General features: G+C 63.7%; 15 protein-coding genes, 2 pseudogenes and 1 riboswitch. Of the genes and pseudogenes, 16 read left to right on the top strand and 1 reads right to left on the bottom strand.

Features of this window, described 5'->3' with window-relative positions; genetic code table 11:
• Nucleotides 1–34 precede the first annotated feature (34 nt).
• Nucleotides 35–148, top strand: a riboswitch (TPP riboswitch).
• The 16 genes and pseudogenes from FJ950_RS29130 (at nucleotide 139) to FJ950_RS29050 (ending at nucleotide 13644) form a co-directional block, all read left to right on the top strand.
• A complete protein-coding gene (locus FJ950_RS29130; RefSeq protein WP_015317050.1) occupies nucleotides 139–747 on the top strand; it encodes a YkoF family thiamine/hydroxymethylpyrimidine-binding protein in 609 nt (202 codons plus the stop codon). It overlaps the preceding riboswitch by 10 nt.
• A complete protein-coding gene (locus tag FJ950_RS29125) occupies nucleotides 710–1573 on the top strand; it encodes an ABC transporter permease (protein WP_181171482.1) in 864 nt (287 codons plus the stop codon). Before FJ950_RS29130 ends, FJ950_RS29125 begins: the two co-directional genes overlap by 38 nt.
• Nucleotides 1570–2337, top strand: a complete 768-nt coding sequence (locus tag FJ950_RS29120; RefSeq protein ID WP_140620647.1) for an ABC transporter ATP-binding protein — start codon at nucleotides 1570–1572, stop codon at nucleotides 2335–2337. Before FJ950_RS29125 ends, FJ950_RS29120 begins: the two co-directional genes overlap by 4 nt.
• Complete coding sequence (locus FJ950_RS29115) at nucleotides 2330–3361, top strand: ABC transporter substrate-binding protein (protein ID WP_140620645.1); 1032 nt, start codon at nucleotides 2330–2332, stop codon at nucleotides 3359–3361. Before FJ950_RS29120 ends, FJ950_RS29115 begins: the two co-directional genes overlap by 8 nt.
• A 188-nt stretch (nucleotides 3362–3549) precedes the next feature.
• Nucleotides 3550–4236, top strand: a complete 687-nt coding sequence (locus FJ950_RS29110) for an isoprenylcysteine carboxylmethyltransferase family protein (RefSeq protein ID WP_224531680.1) — start codon at nucleotides 3550–3552, stop codon at nucleotides 4234–4236.
• Between the two features lie 405 nt (nucleotides 4237–4641).
• Nucleotides 4642–5286 (top strand): hypothetical protein, encoded by a 645-nt coding sequence (locus FJ950_RS29105; RefSeq protein WP_015317055.1) that lies wholly within the window; start codon nucleotides 4642–4644, stop codon nucleotides 5284–5286.
• A gap of 230 nt (nucleotides 5287–5516) precedes the next feature.
• The gene (locus FJ950_RS29100) at nucleotides 5517–5681 is read left to right on the top strand and encodes a DUF3309 family protein (protein WP_023769518.1); all 165 of its coding nucleotides are present in this window, start codon (nucleotides 5517–5519) and stop codon (nucleotides 5679–5681) included.
• Nucleotides 5682–6127: 446 nt separating this feature from the next.
• Nucleotides 6128–6244: pseudogene (locus FJ950_RS30025) on the top strand (TOBE domain-containing protein); the annotation flags it as partial.
• 77 nt (nucleotides 6245–6321) lie between these two features.
• Nucleotides 6322–7572: an aconitase X gene (locus tag FJ950_RS29085; protein ID WP_140620643.1), complete on the top strand. Its 1251-nt coding sequence runs from the start codon at nucleotides 6322–6324 to the stop codon at nucleotides 7570–7572.
• The gene (locus FJ950_RS29080; protein ID WP_140620641.1) at nucleotides 7569–8009 is read left to right on the top strand and encodes a DUF126 domain-containing protein; all 441 of its coding nucleotides are present in this window, start codon (nucleotides 7569–7571) and stop codon (nucleotides 8007–8009) included. Before FJ950_RS29085 ends, FJ950_RS29080 begins: the two co-directional genes overlap by 4 nt.
• Before the next feature lie 246 nt (nucleotides 8010–8255).
• Complete coding sequence (locus tag FJ950_RS29075; RefSeq protein WP_140620639.1) at nucleotides 8256–8852, top strand: thioredoxin family protein; 597 nt, start codon at nucleotides 8256–8258, stop codon at nucleotides 8850–8852.
• Nucleotides 8853–8886: 34 nt separating this feature from the next.
• Nucleotides 8887–10512: an FAD-binding protein gene (locus FJ950_RS29070; protein ID WP_140620637.1), complete on the top strand. Its 1626-nt coding sequence runs from the start codon at nucleotides 8887–8889 to the stop codon at nucleotides 10510–10512.
• Complete coding sequence (locus FJ950_RS29065; RefSeq protein WP_015317062.1) at nucleotides 10509–10835, top strand: ferredoxin family protein; 327 nt, start codon at nucleotides 10509–10511, stop codon at nucleotides 10833–10835. Before FJ950_RS29070 ends, FJ950_RS29065 begins: the two co-directional genes overlap by 4 nt.
• Nucleotides 10836–10848: 13 nt before the next feature.
• The gene (locus FJ950_RS29060; protein ID WP_140620635.1) at nucleotides 10849–11685 is read left to right on the top strand and encodes an ABC transporter ATP-binding protein; all 837 of its coding nucleotides are present in this window, start codon (nucleotides 10849–10851) and stop codon (nucleotides 11683–11685) included.
• Between the two features lie 12 nt (nucleotides 11686–11697).
• Nucleotides 11698–12593 (top strand): annotated as a pseudogene (locus FJ950_RS29055) (ABC transporter permease).
• Nucleotides 12594–12624: 31 nt separating this feature from the next.
• Nucleotides 12625–13644 (top strand): aliphatic sulfonate ABC transporter substrate-binding protein, encoded by a 1020-nt coding sequence (locus tag FJ950_RS29050; RefSeq protein ID WP_140620633.1) that lies wholly within the window; start codon nucleotides 12625–12627, stop codon nucleotides 13642–13644.
• 56 nt (nucleotides 13645–13700) lie between these two features.
• On the opposite strand, the gene FJ950_RS29045 is transcribed toward FJ950_RS29050, so the two are convergent.
• Nucleotides 13701–14729 (bottom strand): LacI family DNA-binding transcriptional regulator, encoded by a 1029-nt coding sequence (locus FJ950_RS29045; RefSeq protein WP_140620630.1) that lies wholly within the window; start codon nucleotides 14727–14729, stop codon nucleotides 13701–13703.
• Nucleotides 14730–14864 lie beyond the last annotated feature (135 nt).

Raw genomic sequence — 14864 nt, 5'->3', positions numbered from 1 at the left:
AGCTTTCCCAACCGTCCGAATGATGCTTTAACGCGCCTATCCACAGGGGTGCTCCGTACGGTCGGGGCTGAGACGGGGGCGGCAAGCCCACAGACCCTAGAAGCTGATCTGGGTAATACCAGCGGAGCGAGGCGGGCGATGTTTTCAGGCGCACAGGTTTCCCTATATCCAATGGCCGACGATTTCGTCGGCATCATTCTGGGCGCGCTCGGCGCGCTCGATCCGTACCGCGATAAGCTCAGGATCGAGACCGACGACATTTCGACCTTGCTGGTCGGGCCCCCCGAGGTGTTATTCCCTGCGCTGCGCGACCTTTTCGTGGCCGCGTCTGGCAGCGGCAGGCATTGCGTGCTGTCAGCCACCATTTCGCGTGGCTGCCCAGGCGAGCCGGATGACCCGATCTGCCGCTCCGACACGTTCGGCGGACCTGCCGGGCCACTCGGCCCGCGCAAGCAAGCCGCCATCACCGCAGTGCGCGGCGCGCCGGCCACTGGCCAGCCGGCGGCGGCGCAGTTCTCGCTCTATGTGATGGGCACTGACGACCACATGGACGAAATCTATGGCTGCATAGATTTCCTGAAGCAGTCCGGCGTCTACGATCGCTCCAAGAATTTCTGCACCAAGCTGCGCGGCGATGCCGGCGCGATCTTCTCGGCCCTCGATGAAGCCTTCTGCCGCTTCGGGCCCGGCGCCGGCCATGTAACCCTCGATGTCACGGTCTCGGCCAACAGTCCCACCGCCGTCTGAACCGCTCGTGGTCTCATCGTCATTCAACCCGCGTAACGTCGCGGGCTTCTTCGCAAAAACAGCGCCGGCCGTGATATCGATCGGTTTGGTGCTCGTGGCCTGGGAACTGTACGCAAACATTTCCGGCATCAAGCCGACGGTTCTGCCGGCGCCCTCGCGCGTCTTCGAACAGGCGATGCTCAATCGGGAAGCCTTGGTCGACAACGCCATTCCCACGGTCCGCGCCACGCTGATCGGTTTTGCCTGTTCGCTCAGTGCCGCCTTCGCCCTGTCGATGCTGGTCGACTTCTTCCAGCCTTTGCGGCGAGCACTGTTTCCCATCTTCATAGTCAGCCAGACTTTGCCGCTGGTCGCCATCGCGCCATTGGTGGTGCTGTGGTTCGGCTTCGGGCTGGCGCCCAAGATCATGCTGGTGGCGCTGGTCACCTTCTTCCCGATGCTGGTCGCGCTGGTACAGGGCTACGAGGCTACCGAGGTGGAGATCGGTCAGATGCTGCGTGCCATGGGAGCAGGGCGTTGGCGTGTCTTCATGCTGGCACGATTGCCTTCGGCGCTGCCTTATTTCTTCGCTGGCCTCAGGATATCCATCACCTATGCCGTCGTCGGCGCCATTTTCGCCGAATATGCAGGCGCGGCCAAAGGGCTGGGCATCTACATGCTCAACGCCAAGAACAATTTCCGTCCCGACCTGGTGCTCGCCGCCGTCTGCGTCAGCGCAGCGCTCACCCTTGTCCTGTTCGGGCTGACGATGCTGCTGCAGCGTCTTGCCATGCCCTGGGAACGAGCCGCTGGCAGGCAAGGCGCTGGAAAAGGTCCAGAAGCATGAGCCGGCTCGAATTGCGGCATGTTCGCAAGGCGTTTGGCGGGCTCGATGTGCTCGCCGACATTTCGCTTCGTGTCGATGCCGGCGAATTCGTCTCGATCCTTGGACCTTCGGGAGCCGGCAAGTCGACGCTGTTCCAGCTTCTGACCGGCGCCGAGCATGGCGAGGGTGAGATGTTCTTCGACGGCGTGCCGCTCGACGATCACGGCAGGCATTTCGCCTTCATGCCGCAGCGCGACGCGCTGATGCCGTGGCGGCGCATCCTCGACAACACCACGCTCGGACTCGAGGTGCAAGGCGTCAGCCGCAAGGCGGCCCGGAAGCGTGTGGCTCCGCTGATTGCCGAGTTCGGCCTTGCCGGCTTCGAGTGGCACTTTCCAGCGCAGCTCTCGGGCGGCATGCGCCAGCGCACGGCGCTTTTACGCACCGTGGTGCAGGAACGCGATATGTTGCTGCTCGACGAGCCGTTCGGCGCGCTCGACGCACTGACCCGTGCGGCCCTGCAGCGCTGGCTCGAACAGATGTGGCGGCACCACCACTGGACGGCGTTGCTGATCACTCATGACGTGCGCGAAGCCCTGTTCCTGTCCGACCGCATCTATGTGCTGTCCGCGCGGCCTGCCCGGGTCGTGCGCGAGATCAAGGTGCCGCTGCCGCGCGCGCGCGATTCCGCCAGCGCGGCCACGCGGCAGGCCGGGGCACTCGAGGCCGAGATTCTCGACATTTTGCTCAACCCCCAGCCATCCAAAGGACATGACCATGATTGACTTGACGCGCAGGCGAGCCCTGCTGCTCACCCTTGCCGGCAGCGTACCGCTGATCACCGGATCGAGCCGTTCCTTCGCGGCAACGCGGACGGTCACAGTCGCCCTCGACTGGACGGTCAACACCAACCACATCGGCCTGTTCGTCGCCCGCGATAAGGGATTTTATCGGGAAGCCGGCATCGAGGTCGACATCCTGCCGTACAGCGATACCGGTGCCGGCACGCTTGTCGCCAACCATGTCGCCGATTTCGGGATCAACGGCACCATCAGCCTGTTCACCCAGAAGACCGCGGGGGCCGATCTGAAGGGCGTCTATGCCGTCGTGCAGTCCGAGACAGGCCGGCTGGTGTTCAATGCCGCGCGCAGCGAAATCAAAAGCCCGAAAGATCTGAATGGCCTGACCTATGGCGGTTTCGGCAGCGCCTGGGAGACCGCGCTGATCTCGACCATCATCCGTCACGACGGCGGCAAGGGCGATTTCGAGACGGTGACGCTGGGCACTTCCGCCTACGAGGCGCTGGCCAACGGTTCGGTCGACTTCACGCTGGAAGTGTCGACCTGGGAGGGCGTCGAAGCCGAACTCAGGGGCGTCAAGCAGCGCAGTTTCGTCTATGCCGACCATGGCGTCCCCGATGAGCACACCACGCTTATCTCTTCGAGCGAAGCGTATCTCCAGGCGAACCCCGAACTGGCGTCGTCCTTCATCCAGGCAACGCGGCGCGGCTACCAATTCGCCGTCGATCATCCAGGGGAGGCCGCCACGCTGCTGATAGCCGCCAACAAGGATGCCCTGACGAATCCGGCCTTGGTCCACGCCTCGCTGAAAGCACTGCTCGAGGGCAATTATCTATGCGGGCAAAATGGTGCCATCGGGACGTTGGACCCTGCCAAGATGGAAGCGATCGGCAACTACCTCTTCGCCGCCGGCATTCTGCGCGACGCCGACGGTAAGGTTCTGCCGCAGAGCCCGGATTTCGCCAGGTATTTCAGCAACGCATTCTGGGGTAGCTGGCCAATCCCTTAAGGAGAGGATCAACTCGGGCGAAACCCATTCCTGGCGATCCTCGAAGCGGAGACAATCTGCACGGCCGTGCCTTGTGTCTCTTTCGGCGGCGCCGTCGCCGTTTCTGATGCCGATATGATCTTCTCGGTTAACCGCACAGCAATGGTTGCGTGCAAAGGTCCCTCCGAGGGATGATCGGGGTTCTTGCCTTGCTTGCACCAAAAAGCGAAACGCTTCCGCGCGTCAACCAGGGCGGGATGATATCCGAAGCGCGCAAGCGCGAGATCCTGGCCGACTTGCGCGAAGGCTTCTTTCGCATTTGTGCGCTCGCATGCGCCGCGCTGTTTGTGTACCGGGGCGTGTATCACTTCGTGCAGGATCCCACCCGGTTCAATATCGCGCTCGTGGCGGTCTCCGAGACGCTCACCTTTACCTGGCTGCTGCTATCGCGGCGGCCGGTGACGCGTGACTGGAGCCCGCTTGCGGTAGTCGCTTCGGTGACCGCCAGTTTTGGTGTCGCCTTGATCACCATGGAACCGGGCATCCCCATCATCCCCATCTATGTCGCCGCGCCGCTGCAGTTCCTGGCACTGTGGTTCGTCATCTGGGGAAAGCTGTCGCTGGGTCGTTCCTTTGCCATCCTGCCCGCCAATCGCGGCGTGATGACCGGCGGCGCCTACCGCCTGGTGCGGCATCCGATCTATGCCGGTTACCTTACCGGCCATGTCCTTTACCTGCTGTCGGCCTTTTCCTTCTACAATCTCGCCGTCTATGCGGTTATCACCTATCTGCAGGTGTACCGCATTCTGCGCGAGGAGGCCTTGCTTGCCGCGGAACCGGAGTACCGCTCTTATATGGAGCGCGTGCGCTATAGGCTGTTTTACCGGATATTCTGAAGGCCAGACTGTCACGCGAGAGTGGCCGGTCCTGTTTGATCCAGAGTTGGCCAACAGGGCTCCTTAGCGGCTAGTGGTCCGGAACTGCTCCGCAGGTGAGGTGCTGTATCCTGGCTGTTCGGTAGCAAGCAGCCTGGCACCAAATCATCGGCTCTCCAACAGCTGGCTCTAAATCGTTTTTTCTCGTAAACTTCTCAAAATATAGACATTGCAAACGTCTGCCGTTAGATATTTTCTACAAGTATATTATGTTTTTATTATCATTACCGCTTTCTTGTTTCGACAGTTAATACCATGCCGCTCACATGTATAGCGTGAATTGAAACTCAAAACTCTCTTCGACGTAGTTGCCATCGCAATCGGCTGCATGCCGACTGCCTAGCGCAACGACAACAGGAGAGTGTTATGGCCTTTACCATCAAGACAGTCGCCAGTGTGTTGGCGGGTAGTGCAATAGTCTTGGTTCTGTCCGTGCCAGCAAACGCAGCAGGTCTTGGCGTCGGTGTCGGCGCCTCGGTTGGCGGTAGCGGCGGTGTCAATGCCGGTGTCGGCGCCTCGGTCGGCGGCGGTGGCGGCATCAATGCCGGCGTCGGTGCCTCGGTCGGCGGCAGCGGTGGCGTCAACGCCGGAGCCGGCGCCAATGTCGGCGGCTCGAGGGGCGTCAGCGCCGGGCTCGGCGCGTCGGTCGGCGGCAGCAATGGCGTCAATGCAGGAGCCGGCGCCAATATCGGTGGTTCGGGCGGCATCAACGCCGGGCTCGGGGCCAATGTTGGCGGAACGGGTGGCATCAATGCGGGGCTTGGCGCCAGTGTTGGCGGCGCCGGTGGCATTGGTGTCGGCGCGGGCATCGGCAACGGCACCAATCCCAGCAATCCGTCCAACCCGAACAACCCATCCAATCCCAATCACCCCAACGTTCCTGGTGTCGTGGCCCAGATGTCAAGCTCGCAGGTGACGCGCATGAAGAAGCGCTGCGTCGATGTCCTCAGCAGCGAAGGGACCTATGACCGCGACTTGCGGCAGCTCTGCCTGCTGATCGCACGCCGCTGAGGCTGAGGGAGGTTGCGGAACCAGCCGTAGGCCTGACCGCACTCTCCTGGCCTCCGGCCGGTTGGAAAGCCCGCCGTCCAGGCGGGCTTTCTGCGTTGCGGGCTGTGTGTCCCGTAGCCGCAATAGTCCAGCGGAACGCCAGCCCCTCTAAAACGTTCATACCTTGCGACATCCGAAATGGCGCGATGTTGAACCAGCGCGAAAGCGCGCATTCAGGAGCAGGGAAGGCCATGGGTCTCGGAACGATACTTATCATTATTCTAATCCTCGCGCTGCTCGGCGGCTTCAGCGGTCTGGGCGGTGGCCCGTTCTACGGAACCGGTTACTATGGCGGTGGCGGTCTCGGACTTGTGTTGATCATCGTCATCATCCTTGTCGTCCTGGGACGCATCTAGCCGGCTCCTCTTGTGTCGCCGGCGTCGCGGTCCCGTGAGCGAACCCGCGCCGGCGTGCACTGGAATGTGATGGAAGCAGGCCGGCTTGTGATCATGCGCCCCGCAGGACGGCTGTATGGTGATTGCGGTCCACACCCCCCGTGGAAACAAGAGGAGAGGGTCCCACCCCTTCATCCTCCTCCAAGGCCCGCTCCGGTTCCCGGAGCGGGCTTTCGTTCTTCTGCAAAGCGATTGCCTCCGGTCTTCCCGCCTTCGCCATGGTCTTTTTCTCCCTCATGACCGACCTGCCGCTGACGGGACGCCGTGGGCGTTCACGCTGGGCAATGACGCCGTCTTCTTCTCGCAGAACCTCTATCTGGCGCTGCTGCCGGCTTCGCTCCGCCTCGGCCTCGAGGTGACGACTCGCTGATCGAAGCCGGGCGCTCGCTCCGCCTCGCGGCTGCGCCGGTCAGACGCTGAAGGTCATCGTCCAGAATACTGGCGCCGACAGGTTGGCGGAGGGGCAGGATGTGGTGCTGCGCTGGTCGCCGGAGAGCACAGTGCTGATTGCGGCGGCGGGCTGATCGTCGTTTCGGCTCTTGCCAGACCGCTGATAATAAGGAACGCATAGCCGGGCCCAAGTTAAGCCCGGAGCACCTTGATGACGCTTGACCTGACGGCCCGCGACCAATCCATGCTCGATGGCGAGCAAGGCCCAGCCGCGGCCGCCGCCATGAAAATCCTCGTCGCCTTTTCCAACGCGATTGGCGCCAGCGGCCTGCTCGATATCACCGGCGCCCATATCGACGGTTGCCTCTATCACGGCAAGGCAGGGCTCGACTTCGTCGAGCGGCTGGTCGAGGGAAGCGGACGTGTCCGGGTGCCGACGACGCTCAATGTCGGGTCGTTCGACCTTATTCATCCCGGCATGGTCAAGATGCCGGCGGCTGAAGAAATGCCGGCGCGGCGGTTGATGACGGCGCATCTGGAACTTGGCTGCCAGGCCACATTCACCTGTGCCCCTTACCAGACGCGGTTTCGGCCTGAATTCGGCCAGCAGATCGCCTGGGGCGAGTCCAATGCCATCGTTTTCGCCAATTCGGTGATCGGCGCTCGCACCAACCGCTATGGCGATTTCATCGACCTGTGCTGTGCCATGACGGGTCGCGCACCGGGCTGGGGCCTGCATCTCAGCGAGAACCGGCGCGGCCGCATCCTGTTCGAGCTGGATGTTGCCGACGGGGAGCCGAGCGACAGCCTGTTCGTCGGCGTCGGGCTGATCATCGGGCAAGCCAGTGGGGACCGCATTCCTGTGATCGTCGGTCTGCCGCAACCGCGCGACGAGGACCAGTTGAAGGCGCTGGGCGCGGCGGCGGCAACGACCGGCGCGGTGGCGCTGTTCCATGCGGTCGCGATCACGCCGGAAGCGCGGACGCTCGACGAGGCGTTCCATGGCCATGCGCCGGAAGAGACGATCCGCATCAGCCGCGCCGATATCGACCATGCGCTGGCCAGACTGTCTGGAGTGCCCGACGGCGCGCTGCTTTCAGCCGTGTCACTGGGCACGCCGCACTTTTCCCACCAGGAATGGATGCGCCTGTTGCCGCTGCTGCGTGCGGTGGCGCCGGGCAGGGGCATCCCGATCTATGTCAACACCGGCCGCGCGACGCTGACACAATTGCAGGAGGAGGGGGCATTGGCTGGCATGGAGGCGTTCGGCCTGGTCCCGGTCGCTGACACCTGCACCTATGTCACCTCGATTCTCGAGCGTCTCGACGGCGTGGTGATGACCAATTCCGGCAAATGGGCGCATTATGCGCCGGGCAATATCGGCGTGACCGTCGCCTTCGCCGAAATGAAGGATTGCATCCGCTCCGCCGCCGCAGGGCACGTCGTGCGGAGCGGCTCATGACGCGGTCGATTGAAGTGAAGGTCGTTGAAAGAGCCGGCACATTCCAACTGGCCGGTGCCGCCGAGGGCGAGGCGCTGGTGTTCTCGCAACCGCTCAGCTTCTGGGGCGGCATAGACGCCGAGACCGGCGACATAACGGATCATTCGCACCCAGGCCTTGGCCAGAATGTCTCCGGCAAGATACTGGTCATGCCGAGCGGGCGAGGGTCCTCGTCTTCTTCCTCTGTCTTGGCCGAGGCAATCCGCAGGGGCACGGCGCCGGCCGGCATTCTTCTGGAACGGCCGGACCCGATCCTTGCCGTTGGCGCCATCGTCGCCGAGTTCCTCTACGCGATCAGCATGCCGCTGGTGGTTTGCGACATTGGGGGCATTGTTTCCGGCGAGCGGATCGCGATCGGTATCGGGGCAGATGGTGAGGCGGTCGTTCGCAAGGTCTAGGATCATGCGTTCCTGAAGCTGGCGCGGGAGCTGCAGATTGAAGTCGCCGCTGCCAGAGCCATGTTCCCTGGCCAAATCGCGTTTCTTCCAACACAGCCTCATCTCGAACAACCGTGCCGGCGCGGCCTGAAACATTGGCACGATATTCTAAGCTGCCCGGTTGACCGCAGACGCGCCCTCAGGCGTATAATCCTACTAAATTGATAGAATAAGTACCTGCATGAAACCGCTGCAACGGAGACATCGATGCCGCAAACCGAATCCAACCCGATCGAGCTGGGCACCAGGGCCGCCGATTTCCTGTTGGCCGACGCGCAAGGCGTGCTGCACAAGCTTGCCGATTTCGATGCCAAGCCGGCCCTGCTCGTCGCCTTCATTTCCAATCGGTGCCCCTTTGTCGTGCTGATCCGCGAGCAGCTTGCTGCATTCGCCAGGGACTATGCGCCGAAGGGCCTGCAGGTGCTAGCGATCAACGCCAACGACCATTTAGAGCATCCCGAGGAGACGCTCGCGCGGATAGGCGAGGAGTCCGAAAAGTTCGATTATTCCTTCCCCTATCTGAAGGACGCGTCGCAGCAAGTGGCCAAAGCCTATGGCGCGGCCTGTACGCCTGACTTCTTCCTGTTCGGCGCCGACCGGCGGCTTGCCTATCACGGCCAGTTCGACGATGCGCGGCCGGGCAATGGCAGGCCGGTGACTGGTGCTGATCTGCGCGCGGCCGTCGACTCGGTGCTGGAGGGCGGCAGGCCCGCCGCAAGCCAAGTGCCGTCGATCGGCTGCAACATCAAATGGAGCGCCGGGAACGAGCCGCTGTGGTTCTCGGGTGCGGCCCGCGCCGCATAACGCCAACCGCCTCACACTCCTTCGCCGAGCATCCATGCCCAAATCGCAAAAATCAGCTTCTGATACCTTGCAGCTCCAGGTCGACGTGCTGGTGCTGGGCGGCGGCCCGTCCGCAGCATGGGCGGCTGTCGCGGCCGCTGAAAGCGGCGCCAAGGTGGTGTTGGCGGACAAGGGCCATCTCGGCACCAGCGGCGCTACGGCGCCGTCGAACACGGGCACATGGTGCGTGCCCCCGGGCGACAACAGGCATGCGGTGGTCGAGCGGCGCTGGCAGCGCACGGGCGAGCTCGCGGACCAGCGCTGGATGCTGCGCTGCGTCGACACCGCCTACCGCAATTTGCTCAGGCTCTCGGAATGGGGCTATCCCTTCCCGAGCGAGGATGACGGCCGGCTCTACATCGCCAATCTGCGTGGGCCCGATTATATGCGCTTCATGCGCCGCCGGGTGCTGCTTGCCGGCGTGACCGTGCTCGACCACCATCCCGCGCTGGAACTCTTGTCCGACGGCGATGCCATCGTTGGTGCCGCCGGAGTCGCCAGGCAGGCCGGCCACGATTGGCGCGTCGAGGCGGGCGCGGTGGTCCTGGCCACCGGCGGCTGTGCCTTTCGCGAGCGCATCCTCGGCGGCACGGGGCAGACCGGCGACGGCTATCTGATGGCGGCCGAGGCCGGCGCCAGCCTGTCGGGCATGGAATTCACCGGCAAGTATACGTTGGCGCCTTATGGCTCCTCGCTCAACAAGGGATTGCCCTTCCGCTGGGCCTCGTTCCACCGCGAGGATGGTTCGCCGATCCTGGGCTCTACTGGCGAACCTTTGCGCAACGGCATCGGCGACCGCGAGGAGGAAGTGGCCCGCGCGCTGATCGACGGCCCGGTCCATGCGCGGCTGGACCAGGCCGAACCGGCGCTGCAGGGCTGGCTGCGCCAGGGCCAGCCGAACTGCTTCGTGCCTTATGACCGTGCCGGCATCGACCCGTTCAGCGAGTTGTTCCGTATCACGCTGCGCGCCGAAGGCACGGTGCGCGGCACTGGCGGCATCGACATCGTGTCCGACGATTGCGCCACCGGCGTGCCCGGCCTCTACGCCGCCGGCGATGCGGCCAGCCGCGAGATCGTGACCGGCGCCGTGTCGGGCGGCGGCGCCGTGAATTCCTCCTGGGCGCTGGCCAGCGGCTGGTGGGCAGGCAAAGGGGCTTCGACCCACGCGAAGCGGCGTAGCGGCAAAGCGTTTCGGGGCGCCGTACAACCGCTCGGTCAGGCCGGTCTGCGTCCGGCGGCGGCGCCGCGTGCCGATATCGCGGCAGGCGAGGTCATTGAGGCGGTGCGCAACGAGGTGACGCCGCTCGACAAGAACTTCTTCCGGGATGGTGGCCGCCTTGAGAAAAGCAGCGAGCGGCTGGAGAGCATCTGGCGCGACGTGCGTGACCATTTGTGGGGCGAGGGGGGCGACCGGATTCGCACGCGCGAAGCGGCGTCGATCGCCGCAGTCGGGCGCTGGTCGGTAGCCGCGGCATTGCACCGTACCGAAAGCCGCGGCATGCATCGCCGCGTCGACCTGCCGGGCAAGAATCCGGCACTGGCGCATCGCCTGATCGTCACCGGTGTCGACGAGTTCCGCATCGAAGGGGCGCCCGGGCGGCTGGCGGAGCTGGCGTCGTGATCGAGATCGTCTCGGCCACGCGCTGCATTGAGTGCGACATCTGCGTCAAGGTGTGCCCGACCAATGTCTTTGACGCGACCGAGCATGGCGCGCCCGTCATTGCTCGCCAGGACGACTGCCAGACCTGTTTCCTGTGCGAAATCTATTGTCCGACCGACGCTCTTTACGTGGCCGAGGCAGCCGAAGGGCCAACCGGCATCACCGAGGCAGAGGTCGAAGCGCGCCTTCTGTTCGGCTCCTATGCCCGCGCACTCGGCTGGACGCGCGGCAAGGCCGGCGGCTCCGAATTCGACCCGACGCACCGCATCCGCGTGGCGCAATAGGAAGCGGCAAGACATGAACCGCATCGTCGTCAACGACATCAGCAAGACCTTCCAGCTCAAACCAGGACAGTTCGTCACCGTCGACGGCGAGGCGACCGATCGCGTCACCGTTCTCGACGGCGTCGATCTTGCCATCCGCAAGGGCGAGTTTATCACGCTGGTCGGTCCGAGCGGCTCGGGCAAGTCGGTGCTGCTCGACATTATCGGCGGGCTGACGCGGGCGACCGGCGGCGACGTCCAACTCGACGGCAGGCGCATCACGCGTCCCGATCCCAAGACCGGCTACGTCTTCCAGCAATATGCGCTGTTTCCCTGGCGCACGGCGCTCGCCAATATCGAATATGCGCTGGAAGTGCGCGGCGTGGCGAAGACGGAGCGGACGGCGACGGCCAGGCACCTTTTGTCGCTGTTCGGGCTTGCCGGCTTCGAGGATCGTTTCCCCAACCAGCTTTCCGGCGGCATGCAGCAGCGCGTGGCGATCGCCCGCGCGCTCGCCAGCAATCCAGAAGTGCTGCTGATGGATGAACCCTTCGCCGCGCTCGACCAGCAGACGCGCGAACTGCTGCAGGGCGAGTTGTTGCGCATCTGGGGCAAGATCAAGACGACGGTCATTTTTGTCACCCACTCGATCGACGAGGCGATCTTCCTGGCCGATCGCGTGGTGGTGATGACGGCGCGGCCGGGCGCGGTGAAGGAGATCATCGATATCGACCTGCCGCGGCCGCGCGACGGCGACATCCGCGCCAGCACTGAATTCAACGCGTATCGCGCCCGCGTCTGGGACGTGCTGCGCGACGAGGTCAACAGGGCGCAGAAGGACTGGACGCTGTCGCCGGCCTTCGGCCATTGAGGAGTTAGAACCATGGCCTATCTGACCGAAAAGCTCGGCCCTGCCATCGGGTTTCGCGGCGAGGCCGCCGTTGCCGCAAAAATTCCTGCAATCAAGGCGCGTGGCGCAGCCCAAGAGGTCAAAGCCCGCAGGAAAGGAACGTATGGTGGCACCTTCGTCTATGGCCTGCCGCTGCTCGGCCTGTTCTTCCTTTTGTGGGAGATTGCGCCGCGGCTCGGCTGGCTGAACCACATCTTCTTTCCACCGCTGAGCGAGGTGCTGCTTGCCTGGTGGGACCTGCTTGCCTCGGGTGTACTGGTCGAGCATATCGGCATCAGCCTGCAGCGCGCGGCCATCGGCTTCGCGCTTGGCGTGTTGGTGGCCATCCCGCTTGGCCTGCTCATGGGCCGCTACTCTCTGTTCGAGAAGGTCAGTGACCTTTTGGTGCAGACGCTACGCAACACCTCGCAATTCGCGCTGCTGCCGGTGTTCATCCTTTTGCTTGGCATCGGCGAGGAATCCAAGGTGGCCATCACCTTCTACTCCTCGGTGTTCTTTCTCCTCGTCAACACGATCAGCGGCGTGAAGTCGGTCGATCCGCTGCTCATCAAAGCGGCGCGCTCGATGGGCACGTCTGACTTCGACCTGTTCCGGAAAGTCATCCTGCCGGCCAGCATCCCTCGATCGTCGCCGGTGCGCGGCTGGCGGTCAAATCCTCGCTGTTCGCGGTGATCGGCGCCGAGATGCTGGCGGCCAAATCCGGCCTCGGTTTCCTCATCCAGAACTCGCAACTGATGATGGAAACGGCCGACATGTATGCCGGCATCCTGACGCTCACCGTCATCGGCCTGACCGTCAACTACCTGCTCGTCTGGTTCGAGCGCTGGGCGACCGCCTGGAAGGGCCAGTCCGAGCCTTCGCTCATTTAAGCCATTCGCTCCAAGTAGGAAGGATTTTCCCATGTCCAGCATCGCATTCGATGGATTTCGCCGGCTGTTTCTGAAGGGCGCCCTTGTGGTGGTGATCGGCCTTGGCGGCATGCCTGCCTTCGCGCAGGAAAAGCCCGACGTCATCCGCATCGGCAGCACGGCGCCCGGGCACCTCAAATTTATCCTCGCCCAGAAGGATGGCTGGTGGGAGAAGGAATTCGCCAAGGACGGCATCAAGGTCGAACTGGTGACCTTCAACGGCGGCTCGGAGGCGACGACGGCCTTGGCCACCGGCGCCATCGAGTTCACCTATACCGGCAACAACCCGGCGCTGCGTGTCGCCGCGTCCGGCGCCGACGTCAAGCTGATCGGCCTGTCGAGCTATGTCAGGGCGGGCGGCTCCTACATCGTCGTCAAGACCGATTCCCCGCTGAAGACGCTGCAGGACCTCAAGGGCAAGAAGGTCGCCTATCTCACAGGCACGGTGCGGCACTCCAATTTCAGCAAGGCGCTGAACAGTGTCGGCCTGACCACGAACGATGTCGAGGGTTTGAACCTGCCTTTCGAGGCATCAGGCCCAGCCCTGTTGCGCGGCGATATCGATGCCATCGTCGAGACCGACTCGACGGCGGCCAAGCTCGTCGACTCCGGCGAGGCGCGTCTGCTCTACGACACCAGCACGCATCCGGAATGGAATGTGCCTAACGTCATTTCGGTCAACGGCGCCTTCGCGGCGAAATATCCCGATCTGGTCAAGCGGCTGCTCAAGGTCGACATCGAGATTTCGCGCTGGGCAGACGCCCATCCCGACGAGACGATCAAGACCTTTGTCGAGGCGACCAAATCGTCGGAGAAATCCGTGCGCAAAACCTATGCCGATGGCGCCTTCCACCAGGATCCGAAGCTCACCGATGATGCGATCGAAGCCCTGAAGGCCGAAGAAAAATTCATGGCCGGCGCCGGGCTCCTCAAGGGATCGATCGACTACGGCAAATGGGTCGACAAGAGCTTTGTCGAAGCCGCGTCCGCGGAAGTCGCCACAGTCCAGTAGACGGAAGGGTCGAGCCAGCGGGCGTCTCCGCACCGCGCCCGGCTCATCAGTACCGCTCAAATCTCCGGGATGTTCTCCTTGAAGATCACCTGCAGCCTCGGCTGGTGCAATTCATAAGGGAGGCCCCGGACGGCGTGGGTCAGGATGTTGAGCGCCTCACGGGCTTCGACGCGCGGGTTCTGGTCGATGACGGCGTCGAGCGTGCCGTCGAGCAGCAGTTCCTTGGTGCCGTCCGTCGCCTCGTGGCCGAGGAAAACCATGGATTGCGCACGGCCGCGTTCCTTCAGCGCACGCGCTATGCCGGTGTTGCCGGCGCCGACATTGTAGATCGCGGCAAGGTCGGGGTGGCGTTCCAGAAGGGCTGACGCCTCCGAATAGGCCTTTTCGCGGTCGTCGAGCATTTCGCGCATCTCGACGATCTCCAGATTGGGGGATTCCTCGGTCAATATGTGCCGGAAGCCCATCTCGCGTTCCTCGTGGCCACGATAGGACAGCGAGCCTGCAAACAGCGCCACCTTGCCGGGGCTGCCTGAGCCCATGAAACGGTTGAGCAGATAGCCGGCCAGCCGCCCGGCGGCGCGGTTGTCGATGCCGATATAGGCAACCCTTGGCACATGCAGGATGTCGGAGGCGATGGTCACCACCTTGACGTCGTTGGCCGATAGCGAGCGGATCGCCTCGCGCACCGTCGGATGGTCGAGCGCGATGACACCGACGCCTTGCGTCTGGCCGCGCAAATCCTGCAGCAGGCGGGCGAGCCGGTCGGGATTGAAGCCCTCTATGGTGGCGATATGGACGTCGAGATCGGGGCGCGCCAGGGTCTGTGCCTCGATGTGGCGGTGCAGCATCTTGATGAAGGAATTGGTGCCGGCGGGTAGCGCGAAGTCGAGCCGGATGACCTCGCCGGGCACTGGCCTGGGCGGTGCCCCGTTCGGGCCTTCGGCGATGTAGCCGAGGCGCTGCGCCATTTCGAGCACGATCTCACGCGTGCGCGCCCGCACGCCGGGGCGATTGTTGAGCACGCGGTCGACTGTGGCGGCGGAGACGCCGGCTTCCCGGGCTATGTCGGTCAGGGTGGAACGCACCGTCTCATCTCCTCAATGCATCAGGGATGACGCAGTGCCGGCTGGCGACTGATTGCGCCAACGCCCCGTTATCCGCGATTCTGATGGGAAATGATGTATCCGGCCTTGGCCGATGCGCAAGCCGCCAAGCTAAAT

Source organism: Mesorhizobium sp. B2-3-14, from assembly GCF_006442175.1.
GTDB classification, from domain to species: domain Bacteria; phylum Pseudomonadota; class Alphaproteobacteria; order Rhizobiales; family Rhizobiaceae; genus Mesorhizobium; species Mesorhizobium australicum.
Note: the sequence above shows the minus strand (reverse complement) of the source record. Positions and strands in the feature narration are given on the sequence as shown.